This is a genomic window from Sphingorhabdus lacus (genome assembly GCF_009768975.1).
In the GTDB taxonomy this organism is placed as follows: Bacteria; Pseudomonadota; Alphaproteobacteria; order Sphingomonadales; family Sphingomonadaceae; genus Sphingorhabdus_B; species Sphingorhabdus_B lacus.
The window spans coordinates 2,523,127-2,541,364 of record NZ_CP035733.1 but is presented as its reverse complement, the minus strand read 5'-3'; the positions used below and the strand labels follow the sequence as shown (position 1 = coordinate 2,541,364).

The window sequence follows — 18,238 nt, the reverse complement described above, 5'->3', positions numbered from 1 at the left end:
TCTCGGGTTATTCCCCCAATATGTGCATCACCATGGGCTCGCCCATCAGGCTTTCCGACGGAGCCAGCGTTTTCAATGTGTCGTTGATAGCTTGTTCGGGTCCTGCGTGGGTGACCATGGCGATCAAGGCAGACCCGTCATCACTGGTCTCGGTCTGGATCAGGCTTTCGATCGACAATCCGGCATCGCGCATCGCCGCGGTGATTTCGGCCAGTACACCGACCCGGTCTGCGACGATCATGCGGATATAGGTTTTTCCAACGCGATGTGCGGATGCGGCGCGGGGAAGCTTTTCGAGTTCGGACGATGGCATGGAAAAGGCAGGCCCTGTTTCCTTCCGTGCAATATCCACAAGGTCGGCCACAACTGCCGATGCAGTCGGCCGATCGCCCGCGCCGGCACCTTGAAATAGCAATCGACCCGAGAAATTGCCCTCGGCTACGACGGCATTGGTCGCGCCCGTGACGTGCGCCAACGGATGCGCCAAGGGAACGAGGCAGGGCTGAACTCGCTGGAAGATTTCCGAAGCACCGTTTTCGCCGTCTATTTCCGCAAGTCCGATAAGCCGAATCCTGTATCCCAGCGCCTTCGCCTGCGCGATATCCGCCGCCAAAATCTTGCGTATGCCGCGCGCTTCTACGCCCCCAAAGTCAATCTCCGATCCGAAACTGAGCGAAGCCAGGATTGCAAGCTTATGTGCGGCATCAATGCCGTCGATATCAAAACTCGGATCCGCCTCGGCAAAGCCCTTAGCCTGTGCATCGGATAGGACATCCGTGAAATCCAGACCTTCCTTCTCCATCGTCGAAAGGATGAAATTGCAGGTCCCGTTTAAAATGCCATAGACACGGTCAATCCGGTTTGCGGCGGCACCGTCGCGCAAACCTTGAATGACCGGTATGCCGCCGGCGACCGCCGCTTCAAATTTCAGGGCCGTGTTTTTGCTCTCGGCCAGTTTCGCCAATTCAGCGCCGTGATGGGCGATCATGGCCTTGTTCGCGGTGACAAAGGATCGCCCGTTGGACAGCGTCTCGCGTGCGAGGGTCAGGGCAGGTCCGTCCGAACCACCTACCAGCTCTACGACAACATCGATATCGCTGGCCGTGGCCAGTTCGCCCATATCGTCGACCCAGCGGTAGGCTGAAAGGTCGACACCCCGATTCTTGGAGCGGTCACGCGCCGTAACGGCGACAATCTCGATAGGCCGCCCCGCACGACGCGCAATGAGCGCGCTATTTTCCTCAATCAGTTGGATAACGCCGGTACCGACGGTGCCGAGACCAGCGAGCGCAATACGAAGGGGGGAGGACATTTTTTGGGTTCAAGCTTTCTGCCAAGTTGCGAGCATTGGCGGTGCGCTTAGGCGTTTCGGACTGAAATTACCAGCCCAAGCTGGCTGCCTGCATTTGGAAAACGGGTAAAACAATGGCGGCCACCGATTAGCGCGGTAACAGTTTTACCTCGGCCCGCCACACGGGGATCCAGTCTACCGAACCCCGGCATTCGCCCATCACGGTCGCTTCCGTGAGGCGAAACATCGTTCCATCCCAAACCCAGCTTTCGGATGAACCACAATCGCCCAGTCCGCGGCCTTTGGAATAGCTGCCGATCGTCTGTGTCGCGGCGTCCCAGTCGGCATTCACCAACAAGGGAATTTTACTGTCCGCGGAAAAACCCGTGGCGCCATAATCAAATTTGGCAGGCTCAAACGTCCACTTTCCGGCTGCGTTACGTTGCCCGACATAAATGCCCGAGGAAAAATTATAAGCGCCTGCGCCGCAGTTGAGCATCACGAGAGATTGTGCGCCGCCGGGTCCGTTGCCTAAACTATAGGCCGTATCCTGCGTCGAACCGAAGCGTTCCTGCGCACAGGGACTCCCTTCCGAAAGGGCTACCAGCGCCGAAGCGTCTGGCAACACATCGCTTGGTGCGATTTTCCGGACCTCGAAGATAGGAATCATCGCTTTTTTGGCAGCGGCCTTTCGCGCACCAAGCGCGATGACCGCGCCTTTGGATCCAGCACGACCTTGAACGCTATCGACATATCGCAGCGCGGCGGCCACACCGGACAAAGACGCAGCCCCGTATTTGGCGCCGCTTGCGTCCACAAGCTGTAGCGACGTTCCCTTTGCCAAAGCGCGGGCGACCTTTACCGCTGTGGCGTCTTTCAGGGTAATCGATTCAGCTCCGGTTTGTAGCGAACCGGTTTCGGTCACTTTGCCATCCACCAAAAGCCGAAAACGTCCCAGCTTTGCAGGAAAGCCACTGATTTCGACTATCGGTTGCGCTTGAAGTCCTGCTTTGCGCGTAACAACAACGGAAAGTCCATCGTCCCATGGACCATCCGGTTTTAGCGCGACTGCTTGACAGGACAGACCATTATCACAGCCGACCGTCCAATCTTTATAGGTCATGACCTTTCCAGGGGTTGGTACCGGGGCCGACGCCATGATCGATGCCCCTGTAACGAATAATGCTGACGCGAAAATTGCCCTGTGCATAGCCGCAGGCTAGCGCTTTTGGACGACCTAAGCTAGGGGCTTTCGGACTCAGTTTAGTTGGAGAAAATCATGCGCGCAGTGGGTGTTATCGGAGCGGGGCAGATGGGTGCGGGCATCGCGCAAGTAAGCGCAAGCGCAGGCTATCATGTCTATCTGTCGGACATTGATCTTGCGCGGGCCGAAACCGGAAAAGCCGGCATTGCAAAAGCTTTGGGCAAATTGGTTGAAAAAGAAAAGATAACGCAACCCGACGCAGAAGCATTGCTGGCACGCATTGAACCGGTGGGAAGTTACGCGCCTATGGCGGATGCAGCATTGATCATTGAAGCTGCAACGGAACGTGAGGAAATAAAGCGCAAGATCTTCGAAGCCGTAGGAACCATTTTAGGGGCGGACGCAGTTCTAGCCTCCAACACATCGTCTATTCCTATCACCCGTCTGGCGCAGGCTTCATCAGACCCCGCGCGCTTTATCGGCGTGCATTTTTTCAACCCAGTACCTGTTATGGGATTGATCGAAATTATCCGCGGGCTGGCGACGAGCGACGCCACAGTTGATCTAGTGCGGCGCTATGGCGAGGCGCTTGGCAAGCAATTGGTGTTCGCCAATGATGCGCCGGGTTTCATCGTGAATCGTGTTCTGATGCCGATGATCAACGAAGCCTGCTTTGCACTAGGTGAGGGTGTTGCGAGTATTCGGGACATCGACACAGCGTGCCGGTTAGGGCTTAACCATCCGATGGGGCCTTTGACACTGGCTGACTTTATTGGTCTCGATACCTGTCTCGAAATCACAAATGTGCTGTTTACGTCGACAGGTGATCCGAAATTCCGTCCAGCGCCCCTTCTGCAAAAATATGTCGAAGCAGGTTGGTACGGCCGGAAAGTGAAGCGGGGATTTTATGATTATAACGGCGAAGAGCCTGTACCAACGCGCTGAGTTTTCAGTCTAACCCTGTCGTTTGACCGAAAGCCGATTCGAGATCCGCAATCAAGTCGTCACTGTCTTCGAGCCCTATTTGTAGGCGGATGATATTTCGGCTGGTATCCCATGGGACCTCCGACCGGCAAGTTTCCGGGTGAACAGGGAGGGCAAGACTTTCAAAGCCGCCCCAACTATATCCGATACCGAACAGGTCCAACGCGTCAACGAATGCCGCTGCCTTGGCCTTGCTCCCCTTTAGTACAAAGGAAAAAAGACCAGAGGAGCCCGTAAAATCACGTGCCCAAAAAGCATGTCCGGGGCATTCGGGCAGCGCCGGGTGTAATACGGTTTCGACTTCCGGACGAGTTTGTAGCCAGCGTGCTATTTTGAGAGCAGATGCCTCATGCGCATTCATCCGAACGGCCAGAGTACGCAGTCCTCTGCTGGCGAGAAAGGCGTCATCCGGCGATACAATCTGACCGAGTTGTTGCGCAGTCTGGCGCAGACGCGTCCAATACTTTTCATGGGTGGTCACACAGCCCAACATGACATCGCTATGCCCCACAATATATTTAGTGGCGGCTAAAATGGTCATGTCGACTCCCTTGTTCAGTGCCGTGAAGAAATAGGGCGTTGCCCATGTGTTATCGAGCAGCGTGACGACACCCCGCTTTTTGGCTTCTGCGCATATCGCCGGTACATCTTGCACCTCGAAAGTCAGACTGCCGGGGGCTTCAAGCAATATCGCTCGCGTCCTCTCGCAGAAAAGGCTGCCATAATCAGTGATGAGCGGATCGAAATAGCGGGTTTCGATTCCAAAACGCTTCAGAAATCCATCGGCAAAGGAGCGACTGGGATCATATGCATTATCCGTCATCAACAGGACATCGCCCGGCCGTAAGACGGAAAGCAAGGCGCAAGAAATCGCTGCGACGCCCGACGGGTACAGCATTGTTCCTGCCGCCCCTGGTTCCATACCGGTCAGCGCGTCGGCAAGCGCCCATTGTGTCGGTGACCCGCGGCGACCGTAAAAAAAGCGGCCGTCGGCGTTAGTTTCCTTTCCCGCTTCGAGGCTAGCAACATCACAGTAGAGATGGGTACTAGCCCTCCAGACAGGAACATTTACAACCGATCCTGTAAATTCCTTCTTACGCCCGCCTGTCACCAATTGTGTTGCGGTCTTGCGGGGCTTTTCGGAACTCAAGCCGCACCCGTTTCCTTTGGAGTATCCTTATCCAAGCCCCATTCGGACCAGCTTCCGTCATATAATGCGACATCCTTCTTGCCGGTCAGTCGCGCGCCAAACAGAACAACGGCTGCGGTCATTCCGGAACCACATGTGGTAATCATCGGCTTGCCCAGATCAACGCCTGCTTGTGTATAGGCGGCGACGAGATCATCGCCCCTTTTCCATGTACCGTCGGGGTTGTACAGATTGCCAAAGGGCAAATTGCGGCTGCCCGGGATATGTCCGGACGCCATTTCGGGCCGCGGCTCGGCTTCCTCGCCGGTGAACCGACCCGCGCCGCGGGCGTCCACAACAACGGCTTCGCGGCTGTGCAGATTGGCCAGCATATCCGCCTTCGACTTTACGCCCTTATCGTCTTTCCAGACCGTAAAATGGCGGTGACGCAAGGAAGGCTTGCCGGTTTCCAGTGCGCGCCCTTCAGCTTTCCATTTGGCGATGCCGCCGTCCAGAATGGCAACGTCGTGAGCACCGAATAAAGTCAGCATCCACCAGGCGCGGGTTGCCGATTTAAAGGGGCTGTCGTCGTACACAACGATACGGCTTCCATCGCCAAGTCCTAACGACTGCATGCGACTGGCAAATTTTTCTGGCGGGGGCAGGGTGTTGGGCAAAGTGCTATTTGCGTCGGCTAACTCTTCCAGATCCATGAATACTGCAGTCGGGATGTGACCGCCTTCATACTCGGCCTGTGCATTACGACCGGCATCGGGCATGAACCACGTTGCATCGACGATGCGTAAATCGGAGGCACCGATCTCTTTTGCCAGCCATTCGGTGCTTACCAAAAGTTCCATATTCTATGTCCTAGCCCGCTGTTTTTTGATTCTTGTGCGGTGCAAGATAAGGTGCTTTTCCAATCTAGCCAAGTGTTTCCAGAAACTTCGTTGCCTGTCGTTGCAATGCCGATTTGTCTGTCGCGCTCATCCGCTCCCAATTTTTGTAGGTCAGGGCCATTCGGGGATTGCCGCGCAACTTCGCTTCATTCCGCGCGATGAAGTCCCAGTATAGGGAGTTGAAGGGGCAGGCATCGGGACCGGTTTTTGATTTGACGTCGTATCGGCACGAACGGCAATAGTCGGACATCCGGCTGATATAGGCGCCACTCGCCGCGTAAGGCTTGGATGCTAGCATTCCGCCGTCGGAAAATTGGCTCATTCCCAGCGTGTTTGGCAGTTCGACCCACTCATAGGCATCCGCATAGACGGCGAGATACCACTGATGAACTTCTTGCGGCTCTACACCGATGAGAAGCGCAAAATTACCTGTAATCATCAGCCGTTGGATATGGTGCGCATAGGCATATTCAAGGGTCTGTCCGATGGCTTGGGACATGCAATGCATGTCGGTCTGCCCGGTCCAGTAAAAGCTGGGAAGCGGCCTTGTAGCCCCCAACTCATTGCGACGGACGTAGTCCGGTCCGGCTAACCAGTAGATTCCGCGAACATATTCGCGCCACCCGATGATCTGCCGGACAAACCCCTCCGCAGCGTTTAGGGGAATGTTCCCATCCCGATAACGTTGCTCGACTTCTTTGCAGAGTTCCACCGGGTCAAGCAGCCCCGAATTTATATAGGGAGAAAGGATTGAGTGCCAGAGAAAGGGCTCATCCGTTAGCATCGCATCCTGATAATCCCCGAATCGAGCCAAGACATGGTCGAGGAAGTGTGTTTGCTGCTTCAGGGCGTCGGCGCGGGTAACGGCAAAACCAAAGGAATCCATGCTGCCAATATGATCGCTAAAATGCGCGGTGACTAACTGCATCACATCGCGCGTTATGGGATCAGGTGTGAAATGGAGAGGGCGAGGAATTGCGGTGTCCCGATTTGCAGGTTTGCGGTTTTCCGCATCATAATTCCATTGCCCACCTGCCGGGTCATTCCCGTCCATAAGAAGGCCCGATTTGCACCGCATGCTGCGGTAGAAATATTCCATGCGAAGTTGCTTGCGACCTTCGGCCCACGCTTCAAACTCGGCGTGGGTGGCAAGAAACCGATTATCTGGATTGATTGTAACCGGAACAACAAAACGGTCATGCCAGCTGTCGAGCATAGCTTTCACGCGCCATTCGCCCGCTTCGGTGACGCAGATTTGTTTGGGTGCATGACGTTCGATCGCGCGGGCAAGTTCTCCTGTAAAACTTCCCGCATTTTCAGGATCATCGAGCGTGACATAGTCTACAAGCCAGCCTTCTGAACGTAGCAGTTCTGCATGGTGCCGCATCGCCGACAGAATATAGACCAGCTTTGCTTTATGGTGTTTTACGTAGACAGACTCCTCATGCACCTCGACCATCAGAATGACCGTCCGGTTTTTATCCCTCCCTTCAAGGGATGAAATATTGAGGCTCAACTGATCGCCTAAAATAAGAACTAATGTGGTCATAAATGGTGCATAAACATTCGGGTTCACCGAACGCGATACAGGCATTTAGGCATACAGGGGACGCTGGCCCAAAGGACTGAAACTACGAGGCCCGAGGTCGAGACGTAATGGCCCCATTTTTCCTTGCGGGGGTTGCGCCTCCCGACCGACGAGACAAGCGAGGCGGCTCGAATCCTTGCCACCTGACCAGCTATACGAAAGATGGGCCACAATCACAGGCACAACAATCTGGCGCTCCGCCACTGAGTAGCCTTGTAATTCTTGCGACGGGATGGATATTTCCAATTCCAAGGCAATTTTCTCGCCTGCCTTTGCATCGCCCAAGATGTTGTCCTCGACAGGAATGGATCCGTCGAAAAAGGCGTTGATTGTGGCAACCTGGTTGCGACTTGCTGAAATCATCGTCGCACGCATGTGCATGTCCGTGGCAGTTTCCTTGCCTAAATTCTCGATAACCAGCGTCCCTATAACGGTGAGAGCGGTAAAGCTCAACGTGGCGCGTTCCGGCCTGAACTCCAGTATGATCTGCGGCTTGATTTCGTTCGGCTGTGTTCGTGCAGCGCTGTCATAGGGTGCTAGAGGGGCACCTGTTTCTTCAACTTCTATTGAAGGTAATCTTTCGTGCACCACCGTAAAATTATCGCGCTTACGGCGCCTAACGAACCAGCCGACAAACAGGATACAGAGTAAGGCTAGCAGTACTAATGCTACGAGGTGCCAATTTCTTTCGACGAGCGTAGTGGGGCTAATTGGCGCATCTTGTGGTGGTTGAGGGGCGGCGATTGCAGGTTCAGGCTCAGCTTCTGGCGTGGCAGTGGCACTGTCGTTGATTGGTTGAATCGATTCAGGTGCAGCCGCCGCCGTTGACGGTGCCTGACGATTCGGTGCGGTCTCGTCTGTCTGCCGGCGGTTTGGCGTAACATTAGATATAGGTGCCGGCCTATCGGGCGTTGTGTCTGCTGTCCTGTCGGGCGCAGCGGGTTCGGGGGCGGGCTGGGTTAGGGAGGGTCGGACCTCAGGGCCTGAAGTGGGCTCTGGTTGTGCGCGTTCAGGTTCGATCCGGAAATCACGCAGTTCGGGTGGGGTTTGGGGGAGCGCTTCTTGTGCGTGCAGCGGCGCGACCAGCAAACATAAGAGTGAAGCGAATTGCGCAAGCCGCGCCATTTTATTGACTTTCTGAACCCGATAAAAGCTGGTTCAAACAGCCCCGGGCGCTGAATGATGGATGAATAACGGCACGCTTTCCAACGAGCTGTTTGCATCCTGCGGTGAAACGGATAAATGCGCACGCTATGAGCGAACAACCTAAAACCGCCTTTCTTGGCCAACAAAGCGATTTGCCATCCTCACCGGAAGATGCCAATCTGGACTATGTTCCCAACCCGCGGCCAGGAACCCTTTACGTTGCCCGTTTTGCGGTGCCGGAATTCACGTCCCTTTGCCCCGTGACGGGACAGCCGGATTTCGCGCATCTTGTGATCGACTACGCGCCCGATGCGACAATCGTCGAATCAAAATCCCTCAAATTGTTTCTTGGATCCTTTCGCAATCATGCGGCTTTCCATGAAGATTGCACGGTGGGGATTGGTCAGCGGCTTTTAAACGAAATGAAGCCCCATTGGCTACGCATCGGCGGGTATTGGTACCCACGTGGTGGCATTCCGATCGACGTGTTCTGGCAATCCGGCGAGCCTCCCAAGGGATTATGGCTACCAGACCAAGGTGTAGCACCCTATCGCGGGCGTGGCTGATTATTTAAAGAGACTGCCCAATATGCCGCGCACCAACGATTTTCCGAGCGACCCCGCCAACTGACGTCCAACGGAGGTTGCTGCTGATCTGGCAGCTGATTGTACCATTTTTTCCGCCATGCTGGGCTTGGCCGCCTCACGTTCAGCCGCAGCTTGCTGGCGCGCAAGCTCTTTGGCAGCAGCCGCATCTGCCTTGGCCTTTTCTTTTGCAGCCAGAGCAGCCTCCTTGTCCGCTGCGGCCTGCGCTTTTGCTTCATCGGCCGCGGCGGAGGCTTGTGCGGCCTTGGCAACGAGAATTTCTTCGGCCGATTCCCGGTCGATCAGCGCATCATATTTATCGCCGATAGCATCTGTCTGGATCATGACGCCGCGTTCCTGCGGCGTTAACGGACCAACACGGCTTGCGGGTGCCTTGATCAATGTCCTTTGCACAATGGACGGCGAACCGTCGGGTTGCAGCAAGGACACGAGCGCTTCCCCGATTTTCAGTTCGGTAATGACCTGTGCGACGTCGATGTCGGGATTGGGGCGAAAGGTTTCCGCAGCCGATTTAACAGCTTGTTGATCGCGGGGTGTGAAGGCGTTCAGTTTGTGTTGAATACGATTATTCAGCTGTGCGGCCACAGTATCGGGAATATCGATAGGGTTCTGTGTAATGAAATACACGCCGATTCCTTTGGAGCGGATCAGCCGGACGACCTGTTCGATTTTCTCGAGCAACGCTTTCGGCGCGTCGTTGAACAACAGATGCGCTTCATCAAAGAAGAACACCATTTTGGGCTTGTCAGCGTCGCCAACTTCGGGGAAATTTTCGAACAGTTCGGACAGAAGCCAAAGCAGGAATGTCGAATAAAGCTTCGGGCTGGCCATTAGCTTGTCGGCCGCAAGAATATTGACAATTCCCCGGCCGGAGTCGTCGGTTTTGATAAAGTCCATCAGGTCAAGTGCCGGTTCACCGAAGAAATGTTCTCCGCCTTGGCTGCGCAATTGCAAAACCGATCTTTGGATGCTGCCGACAGACTGTTTGGAAATATTTCCATATTCAAGCGTCAATTCGTCTGCCCGCTCTCCGCAATGCACCAACATCGCTTGCAGATCGTCGAGATCGAGCATGAGCAGACCGTCCTTGTCCGCAACATGAAAGGCTATGGTCAAAACACCTTCCTGAACTTCGTTCAAGTCCATCAAGCGGGACAGCAGCAGAGGACCCATTTCGGAAACCGTTGTACGGATCGGGTGGCCCTGTTCGCCGAAAAGATCCCAGAATTGCGTGGGGTTGTCTTTATAGGCCCAATCGGTTTGCCCAATTTCGGCTGCGCGCCCCGCGAAAATTTCATGCGTTTTGGTTTGCGGTGAACCTGCCATCGCAAGGCCGGAAAGATCGCCTTTTACGTCAGCGACAAATGTTGGGACTCCAGCGGCAGAGAAGCCCTCGACGAGGCCCTGCAGAGTGACGGTTTTCCCGGTGCCTGTAGCGCCCGCTATCAAGCCGTGGCGGTTGGCTCTCTTTAAATTAAGAGCCTCCGGACCATTTGCACTTTTGCCGATAAAGATGCTGTCCATAAATTCCTACCCATAGCCATTTATTGTAATGACAGGACAACTACGGACGGCTTGGAACGTCAAGTAAATCCTGCATAGTGACGAAATTGCCTTTCCGGGCGCTTCAGCCGCTTTTCGTCGATGACACAGAATCGTTCGTCGCAAATAGAACAGAGCATCATATCGCGCGCTCGATTTCCGCTCTAACGGAAGATCATGATATCACACTCGACAGGGCGCTTTCATTTCGGTCACAAACCGGGCGGAAGGATCATTGCATCTCTTTGTTTGCTTTTCCTGATGTCCGCTTGTGTCGCGCCAGATAGCCCTATTCTACCTGCTCCAAAGCCTCCGGCACCCGTAACCCGTCCGGCAACAGGTCCCGCACCTGCGCCCGGGCCGCGTCCTGCAATGCCCGAGGTGGCACGGCCCTCTGTCGGTCGTCCGCCGGAGGGTCTCGAAAATTTGCTGCATGAGCAGTGGCGCCAATTCCCCGGAAAGACTGGCGTTGCGGTCATGCGCATCGACGGTGGCGATTGGGTACTTGGTCGCAGGCTGGATGAATTGTTTCCCCAGCAAAGCGTATCGAAAACCTGGGTCGCAATGACCATTTTGGATCTCGTGGACCAGGGTAAGCTGAAACTTGACCAGCGTGTTCGCATTACCACCGATGACTTGGCCGTGTTTCATCAGCCCATTCGCGAGCGCGTCATTGCCAACGGCCAAATCGAGGAAACGGTTTTAAGCTTGCTCGAGCAAGCCATTACGGCAAGCGATAACACTGCCAACGATTCGTTGCTGCGCACGGCAGGCGGTCCGCAAGCCGTCAGGGCTTTCATGACCCGGAAGAAGCTAAGCGCTATCCGTTTTGGTCCGGGTGAGAGAGCATTGCAAAGTGGCATTGCCGGTATGGAATGGAAGCAGGAATATGCGATCGGGCGGCGTTTCTATGTGGCGCGAGATGCCGTGCCCCTGGCTACCCGGAAGGCTGCGCTGGACCGATATCTGGCTAATCCTGTCGATGGCGCATCCCCTGAAGCAATCGTCCGGGCCTTGGGAAAGCTGGCCAAGGGCGAACTATTGTCCGCCACATCAACTCGTTTGCTCCTCGACATCATGTCTCGGACAAGCAGTGGTCCAAACCGTTTAAAGGCGGGTGTGCCTGCAGGTTGGCGGTTTTTGCATAAAACGGGGACTGGGCAGATACTTTCGCCTGTGTCGACAGGCTATAATGACATTGGCATAATGACCGCACCCGACGGCACCCGCTATGCTGTGGCTGTAATGATGGGCAGCACCACATCCTCTATTCCCGAGAGGATGGCGTTCATGCAATTTGTGTCGCGGTCCGTAGCCACGTATCACCAGCGATAGCTGTTATGTTGTCAGCCCTTATGTGGGCGGTCGTTCCATATATTTTTCGGTATAAGGGGCAACAGTTAATCCCGCTGCCGCGTTTCATTTAATTCATTCTCGCTATCGAGTTTTTGCGCTGCATCGTCGAGTGCGCGCGCATCGTCAGCGGTTACACCACCGATGTTTGTTTCACCGGGTTCCGCTCCACAAGCGCCCGTCAGGCAGAGGAGAAGTAACAGGGCAAATGATCGCTTAGGCATTTCGAACATCTACCGACATTTGGACAAAACAAAAAGGCCGCCCTGAAGTCAGGACGGCCTTTTTTAAATCAGCTTGCGCTGAAAGTGCGATATTACTTCGCAGCTTCCTTAGCAGCGTCTGCAGCTTCACCAGCCTTAGCAGCGGCTTCACCAGCCTTGTCAGCAGCTTCACCAGCAGCGTCAGCCATTTCACCAGCCTTGTCGGCGGTTTCAGCGGTTGCGGCAGCAGCGTCGGTTGCAGCAGCGTCAGCGCCTTCTACAGCAGCGTCAGCAGCTTCGGTGGTTGCTTCTGCGGTTGCGTCAGCAGCTTCGGTGGTTGCTTCTTCAGCGCCCGAGCATGCAGCCAGGCCGAGCGAAGCGGCGAGAACGAGAGATACAGCAATTTTCTTCATTTGGGAAAACCCCCTAGCAAAACTTATTGAAAACCTGACAGGCACAATGCACGAATGCAAATATGACTGCGGTTTGCTCCTCTAGCCGCTTCAATTTTTCATGGCAATCGGGTTTTTGCGACTTGTGCGGCGAGCACCACTATATTTGGGGTAAACTCTACCTTTAAGGTAGAAAACATGGCGAATTTGAGCCAATTGACAGCATATAAAGATTTCTTTATATGCCTGTCTTGTGATCGATTTACTTAACATTATGCGAGCTCTTGCGGATCCGACGCGGTTGCGAATCGTGTTTTTGATACTTCGGCTCGAACTTTCTGTTGGTGAATTGGTACAGATTTTGGGTCAGAGTCAGCCCCGTGTTTCTCGGCACATCCGCATTTTGGACGAGGCCGGAATATTGGAACGCCGAAAAGAGGGGAGTTGGGTGTTTATGCGGCCCGGCAGTGTCTTGAGTGAGGGCAGACTGTCTCCGCTCTTTGCAGATGTCGATATTACCCAAGCAAAGTCCTTTCAGCGCGATCTGCTTAAACTTGAAGAAGTAAGAGCGGCGCGCACGGCGACTGCAGCCGCCTATTTTTCGGCACATGCAGAAGAGTGGGACTCGCTACGTTCATTACATGTAGCTGAATCAGAAGTCGAAAACGCCATTCACAGAATTCTTTCAACTGCTCCGATCGGTCGCGTGCTAGATGTAGGTACCGGCACTGGTCGCATGATGGAGCTTTTTGCAAGCGATGCACAATCGTTTGTGGCGCTGGATAGCAGTACTGAAATGTTGCGGATAGCCCGAGCAAAATTGGGTAATCTGGATAGCGCTGTTGCTGCGAATGTTGACTTCATGCTCGGCGATTTCAATGCGCTGCCGTTCAACGACGCAATGTTTGATACGATCATCTTTCATCAGGTCTTGCATTATGCGCAGCACCCTGAAGGAGTTATAGCGGAAGCGTGCCGGGTCCTCGCACCCAAGGGTCGTCTCGTCATTGTCGACTTTGCAGCGCACGACCGCGAAGAATTGCGCACCGTCCATGCGCATGCCCGACTTGGTTTTGCCGATGATCTTATCGTTAAAGCTTTTCAGGCGAACAATGTGCATCTAGCGCACCAGCTCGCGTTGGATGGCGGCACGCTCGCGGTCAAAGTCTGGATGGGCCAGAAACAGGCACAGGCTGCAACCACACAGAATAGCAAATTAAGGATAGTTGCATGATTTTCCCTCTTGCGCAGATGCAGGAAGCTAGCCGTGCGCTGGCGGACCCTCTTTTTGCGGGTCTGCCCGGCGATTGTGAAATCAGTTTCGAATTTTTTCCACCAAAAACAGAAAAGATGGAAGAACAGCTGTGGGACTCGGTCGTAACTTTGGCGCCGCTGGCCCCGCGTTTTGTGTCGGTGACCTACGGTGCCGGGGGTTCAACTCGGGAGCGCACCCACAGCACGGTTGCACGCATCGCCCGTGAAACAAGCATTCCTGCTGCTGCCCATTTGACATGCGTCGAGGCAACCAAAAGCGAGATAGCCGAAGTTGCCCATGCCTATTGGGAAGCAGGAGTACGCCATATCGTAGCTCTGCGTGGGGATTCGCCGACGGCAGATGGAAGATTCACGCCTTATCCGGATGGCTATGCCAGCGCAGCGGAACTTGTCGAAGGCCTGCAAAAAATTCATCCGTTCGAAATTTCCGTCAGCGCTTATCCAGAAACACACCCGGAAGCCGCTTCGGCCGCGACCGATATCGATTTCCTGAAGCGTAAGTTGGATGCAGGTGCCAGCCGGGCGATCACCCAATTCTTCTTTGAACCAGAAACCTTTTTCCGATTCCGCGACGCTGTTGCCGCAGCAGGAATCACCGCAGAGATAGTGCCCGGTATCATGCCAGTATCCAATTTTGCGGCAATCACCCGCATGTCCAACATGACCGGAACCGCGATACCTGCATGGATGGCGCATTTGTTTGAAGGGTTGGACGACCATCCGCCCGCCCGTCAGTTAGTCGCCGCGACCATCGCGGCCGAAATGTGCCGCCGCTTATATGCCGGCGGGGTTCGCGATTTCCACTTTTACACGCTCAATCGTGCGGAATTGTCCTACGCAATCTGCCATCTGCTTGGAAAACGTCCGGTGTCTGCAGCGCAGGAGAAGGCGGCATGAGCGCGCGTGATGCATTCCGCGCACGGGCGGACAAGCGGATACTCGTTTTTGATGGCGGCTATGGAACAGCCATCCAGGGTTACAAGCTTACTGAAGCGGATTACCGGGGCAATCTTGAACTAACGCACGATCAGAAGGGTAATAATGATCTGCTATCGATAACCCGCCCCGACATCGTTAAGGCGATTCATAGCGCCTATCTGGAAGCTGGTGCCGACATGATCGAAACCAATACCTTCAGTGCAACCCAGATCAGCATGGCAGATTATGGCTGCGAACATCTGGTGCGGGAACTGAACCTTGAATCAGCAAAGCTGGCGCGAGCGTGCTGCGACGAATTTGAAGTAAGGGATGGCAAGCGCCGATTCGTAGCCGGTTCGATCGGGCCGACGAACAAGACGTTATCGCTGTCGCCCGATGTTAATGACCCCGGATTTCGGGAGATTGATTTCGACTATCTGAGAAATGTCTATCGCGAGCAGTGCGATGCCTTGATTGAAGGCGGTGTCGATTTCCTGTTGATTGAAACAATATTTGATACATTGAACGCCAAATGTGCCGCAATGGCGGCGCAGGAGGCCGCCGACGCCTGCGGCCGCGATGTCCCCTTGATGATCTCGATGACTATCACCGATATGGCGGGCCGCAACCTTTCCGGCCATACGGTCGAAGCCTTCTGGGCGGCGATCCGGCATGTAAAGCCGCTGACAGTCGGCTTGAACTGCTCTTTCGGCGCCGACTTGTTACGACCGCATTTGGCGGCACTGGCAAAGCAGGCAGACGCGCTTATCATGGCTTATCCCAATGCGGGATTGCCGAACGAGCTTGGTCAATATGACGAGCTTCCCGCCGAAACCGCGACCTTGATCGAAGCATGGCTTGACGACGGTCTGGTCAATGTGGTGGGCGGATGTTGCGGCACAACGCCCGCGCACATTGCTGCCATAGCCAAGGCCGTCGAAGACCGTGCGCCAAGACACATTCCACAGCCCCCTGTCTTGACCAGATTAGCTGGTCTCGAACCCTTCATCATGGCCGCTTGAACTAGAAAAGAAATCATGACCCCGTCCTCCTCCCGGTTCGTCAATATCGGCGAACGCACAAATGTTACTGGCAGCGCCAAGTTCAAGAAATTGATCCTCGCTGGCGATTATGAAGCCGCCGTCGAAGTGGCGCGCGATCAGGTCGAAAATGGTGCCCAGATTATTGACATCAATATGGATGAAGGTCTGCTCGACGCGCATGAAGCGATGACGACGTTTATCAAGCGGATCGCAGCCGAACCTGACATTGCGCGCGTGCCGCTGATGATCGACAGTTCAAAATGGAGTGTGATCGAGGCGGGTCTCAAATGCGTTTCGGGCAAGCCCATCGTAAATTCGATTTCAATGAAAGAGGGCGAAGAGCAGTTCCTGCAGCATGCGCGTCTGTGCATGGCCTATGGCGCCGCAGTTGTGGTGATGGCCTTTGATGAAAAGGGCCAAGCAGATACCAAGGAACGAAAAGTCGAAATCTGCAAGCGTGCCTATGAGCTATTGGTCGGCACCGGCTTTCCGCCCGAGGACATCATTTTCGACCCCAATATCTTTGCTGTCGCCACCGGTATCGAAGAGCATAATAATTACGGTGTCGACTTCATCGAAGCAGTCAAAGAGCTGCGGGTCTTGTGCCCGCACGCCCATTATTCGGGCGGTCTTTCGAACCTTTCCTTCTCCTTCCGGGGTAACGAGCCTGTCCGCCGGGCAATGCATTCGATCTTTCTCTACCACGCGATCCCGGCCGGACTGGACATGGCGATTGTCAATGCCGGCCAGCTCGACATTTATGATGATATTGACCCCGAGCTTCGTGTTGCGTGTGAGGATGTCATTCTCAACCGTGATGCCGATGCGACCGAGCGGCTGATCTCTCTGGCCGAAAAATACCGCGGCACCGATGTGGCGCAGGAAAAAGCCGAGGCCGAATGGCGCGGTTGGCCGGTTACAAAGCGGCTCGAACATGCACTGGTCAAAGGGATCGACGCCCATATCGTTGACGACACCGAAGAGGCGCGTCTGGCCATCAAACAGGCCGGTGGCCGCCCGATCGAGGTCATCGAAGGCCCATTGATGGACGGCATGAATGTTGTCGGCGATCTGTTCGGTTCCGGCAAAATGTTCCTGCCGCAGGTCGTCAAATCGGCGCGCGTCATGAAAAAGGCTGTGGCGCATCTTTTCCCTTATATCGAGGCCGAGAAGGACGAGAATTCCAAGGGCAAGGGCAAGATCGTCATGGCGACCGTAAAGGGTGACGTCCATGATATCGGCAAAAATATCGTCGGCGTCGTCCTGCAGTGCAACGGGTTCGAGATTGTGGACCTGGGCGTCATGGTTCCCTGGTCAGAAATCCTGAAAGCCGCGGTCGAAAATGACGCCGATATGATCGGTCTTTCAGGGCTTATCACGCCGTCGCTGGACGAGATGGTCACGGTCGCCGAGGAAATGCAAAAGGCGGGTATGACCATGCCGCTGATGATCGGCGGGGCGACCACGTCCAAGACCCACACCGCGCTGCGTATCGAGCCGGTCTATTCCGGTCCGGTCATTCATGTTCTCGATGCCTCCCGCGCGGTGGGTGTTGCCGGAACTCTTGTCAGCGACACCATGGCCGACAAATTCGTTGCCGAAACGCGTGCCGAATATAGCCATATCCGCGATGCGCGTGCCGGTAAGACCGCCAAGCCTTTGGCGACGCTGGATGAAGCGCGTGCCAATGGGTTTGAAATCGACGAAAGCCTGAAGCCTGCCCCACCGCGTCAACCGGGCGTCCATGTCTTTGATGACTGGGACCTGGCCGACCTGCGGGACTATATCGACTGGACACCTTTTTTCCGGGCGTGGGAATTGCACGGCACCTATCCGTCGATATTGACCGATGAGGTTGTCGGCGAAAGCGCCGCCAACCTGTTCAAAGATGCGCAAGCCATGCTGGACCGCATCATCAATGAAAAATGGTTGCGGGCAAAAGGCGTTGCCGGGCTTTGGCCCTGTTGGCGCGATGGCGACGATGTCGTCGTCTATTGCGAAGACACCGAAGAGCATATCCGCCTGCCCTTCCTGCGACAGCAAATTGCCAAGCGGGAGGGCAAGGCCAATATGTGCCTCGCGGATTTCATCAGCCCGGACGGCGACTGGATCGGCGGCTTCGCGGTAACGACGGGCCATGGCATCGGCACGAAGCTTGCCGAATTTAAAGCGCATATCGACGATTATTCCGACATCATGCTGAAGGCGCTCGCCGACCGGCTGGCCGAGGCCTTTGCCGAGCGGATGCACCAGCATGTTCGTAAGGAATTATGGGGCTATGCGCCCGACGAGCAATTGACAAATGAGGCGCTGGTTCGGGAAGAGTATCGCGGAATACGGCCTGCGCCGGGCTATCCGGCCTGCCCTGACCACAGCCTGAAGCCCATTTTGTTCGACCTGCTGGATGCAACGCACAAGACCGGCATCACGCTGACCGAAAGCTTTGCGATGTTGCCGACGGCAGCCGTCAGCGGCTTTTACTTTGGTCATCCGCAGGCCGAATATTTCGGCGTGGCGCGCATCGGCGAAGATCAGGTGACCGAATATGCGGCGCGCCGCGGTGTCGATATGGACACGGCGACACGCTGGTTGCGGCCGAACCTCAACATCTAAAGGTGGCGCTGTCCCCCAAAGGGACGGCGCCCTGCCGCCTTGGTTAACCGGCT

At 55.2% G+C, this 18,238-nt stretch carries 16 protein-coding genes; 7 read left to right on the top strand and 9 right to left on the bottom strand.

All coding sequences use genetic code 11. The annotated features are described in order from the left end of the window. Positions 1 to 7: 7 nt before the first annotated feature. Positions 8 to 1,312, bottom strand: a complete 1,305-nt coding sequence (locus EUU25_RS11995) for a homoserine dehydrogenase (RefSeq protein ID WP_158901272.1) — start codon at positions 1,310 to 1,312, stop codon at positions 8 to 10. A gap of 127 nt (positions 1,313 to 1,439) precedes the next feature. Continuing rightward, positions 1,440 to 2,450 carry a DUF1176 domain-containing protein gene (locus EUU25_RS11990; RefSeq protein ID WP_158901270.1) on the bottom strand — a complete coding sequence of 337 codons (1,011 nt, stop codon included), beginning with the start codon at positions 2,448 to 2,450 and terminating at the stop codon, positions 1,440 to 1,442. A 120-nt stretch (positions 2,451 to 2,570) separates the two neighbouring features. Here EUU25_RS11990 and EUU25_RS11985 point away from each other — a divergent pair, with 120 nt between their 5' ends. Beyond that, positions 2,571 to 3,440, top strand: coding sequence for a 3-hydroxyacyl-CoA dehydrogenase NAD-binding domain-containing protein (locus EUU25_RS11985; protein ID WP_158901268.1), 870 nt, complete (start codon positions 2,571 to 2,573; stop codon positions 3,438 to 3,440). Positions 3,441 to 3,444: 4 nt separating this feature from the next. Here the strand turns inward: EUU25_RS11985 and metC are convergent, their stop codons facing one another. From metC to EUU25_RS11965, 4 genes are all read right to left on the bottom strand, one after another. Continuing rightward, on the bottom strand, positions 3,445 to 4,629 hold the full coding sequence (gene metC, locus EUU25_RS11980) for a cystathionine beta-lyase (protein WP_158901266.1): 1,185 nt from the start codon (positions 4,627 to 4,629) through the stop codon (positions 3,445 to 3,447). Further along, the gene (sseA, locus tag EUU25_RS11975) at positions 4,626 to 5,468 is read right to left on the bottom strand and encodes a 3-mercaptopyruvate sulfurtransferase (RefSeq protein ID WP_158901264.1); all 843 of its coding nucleotides are present in this window, start codon (positions 5,466 to 5,468) and stop codon (positions 4,626 to 4,628) included. The genes metC and sseA overlap by 4 nt, the downstream gene beginning before the upstream one ends. Before the next feature lie 64 nt (positions 5,469 to 5,532). After that, the gene (locus tag EUU25_RS11970; protein ID WP_158901262.1) at positions 5,533 to 7,056 is read right to left on the bottom strand and encodes a cryptochrome/photolyase family protein; all 1,524 of its coding nucleotides are present in this window, start codon (positions 7,054 to 7,056) and stop codon (positions 5,533 to 5,535) included. Between the two features lie 45 nt (positions 7,057 to 7,101). After that, on the bottom strand, positions 7,102 to 7,683 hold the full coding sequence (locus tag EUU25_RS11965) for a hypothetical protein (RefSeq protein ID WP_158901260.1): 582 nt from the start codon (positions 7,681 to 7,683) through the stop codon (positions 7,102 to 7,104). 665 nt (positions 7,684 to 8,348) lie between these two features. On the opposite strand from EUU25_RS11965, the gene queF reads away from it, so the two are divergent. Next, the gene (gene queF / locus EUU25_RS11960) at positions 8,349 to 8,807 is read left to right on the top strand and encodes a preQ(1) synthase (protein WP_158901258.1); all 459 of its coding nucleotides are present in this window, start codon (positions 8,349 to 8,351) and stop codon (positions 8,805 to 8,807) included. Here queF and EUU25_RS11955 read toward each other — a convergent pair whose 3' ends face one another. Further along, positions 8,808 to 10,370, bottom strand: a complete 1,563-nt coding sequence (locus EUU25_RS11955; protein ID WP_158901256.1) for a helicase HerA-like domain-containing protein — start codon at positions 10,368 to 10,370, stop codon at positions 8,808 to 8,810. 279 nt (positions 10,371 to 10,649) lie between these two features. On the opposite strand from EUU25_RS11955, the gene EUU25_RS11950 reads away from it, so the two are divergent. Next, positions 10,650 to 11,723, top strand: a complete 1,074-nt coding sequence (locus tag EUU25_RS11950) for a serine hydrolase (RefSeq protein ID WP_158901254.1) — start codon at positions 10,650 to 10,652, stop codon at positions 11,721 to 11,723. 65 nt (positions 11,724 to 11,788) lie between these two features. Here the strand turns inward: EUU25_RS11950 and EUU25_RS11945 are convergent, their stop codons facing one another. Beyond that, entirely contained in the window at positions 11,789 to 11,965 is a 177-nt protein-coding gene (locus EUU25_RS11945; protein WP_158901252.1) for a hypothetical protein, read from the bottom strand. Between the two features lie 92 nt (positions 11,966 to 12,057). Continuing rightward, positions 12,058 to 12,357, bottom strand: a complete 300-nt coding sequence (locus tag EUU25_RS11940) for a hypothetical protein (RefSeq protein WP_158901250.1) — start codon at positions 12,355 to 12,357, stop codon at positions 12,058 to 12,060. A 253-nt stretch (positions 12,358 to 12,610) separates the two neighbouring features. On the opposite strand from EUU25_RS11940, the gene EUU25_RS11935 reads away from it, so the two are divergent. From EUU25_RS11935 to metH, 4 genes are read left to right on the top strand one after another with little or no spacing between them, the layout of a single operon-like run. Further along, positions 12,611 to 13,570 (top strand): ArsR/SmtB family transcription factor, encoded by a 960-nt coding sequence (locus EUU25_RS11935; RefSeq protein ID WP_158903369.1) that lies wholly within the window; start codon positions 12,611 to 12,613, stop codon positions 13,568 to 13,570. Next, entirely contained in the window at positions 13,567 to 14,508 is a 942-nt protein-coding gene (gene metF / locus EUU25_RS11930) for a methylenetetrahydrofolate reductase (protein ID WP_246162700.1), read from the top strand. Before EUU25_RS11935 ends, metF begins: the two co-directional genes overlap by 4 nt. Next, entirely contained in the window at positions 14,505 to 15,551 is a 1,047-nt protein-coding gene (locus EUU25_RS11925; protein ID WP_158901248.1) for a homocysteine S-methyltransferase family protein, read from the top strand. The genes metF and EUU25_RS11925 overlap by 4 nt, the downstream gene beginning before the upstream one ends. 15 nt (positions 15,552 to 15,566) lie before the next feature. Continuing rightward, a complete protein-coding gene (metH, locus tag EUU25_RS11920; protein WP_158901246.1) occupies positions 15,567 to 18,185 on the top strand; it encodes a methionine synthase in 2,619 nt (872 codons plus the stop codon). The last annotated feature ends 53 nt before the right edge of the window (positions 18,186 to 18,238 follow it).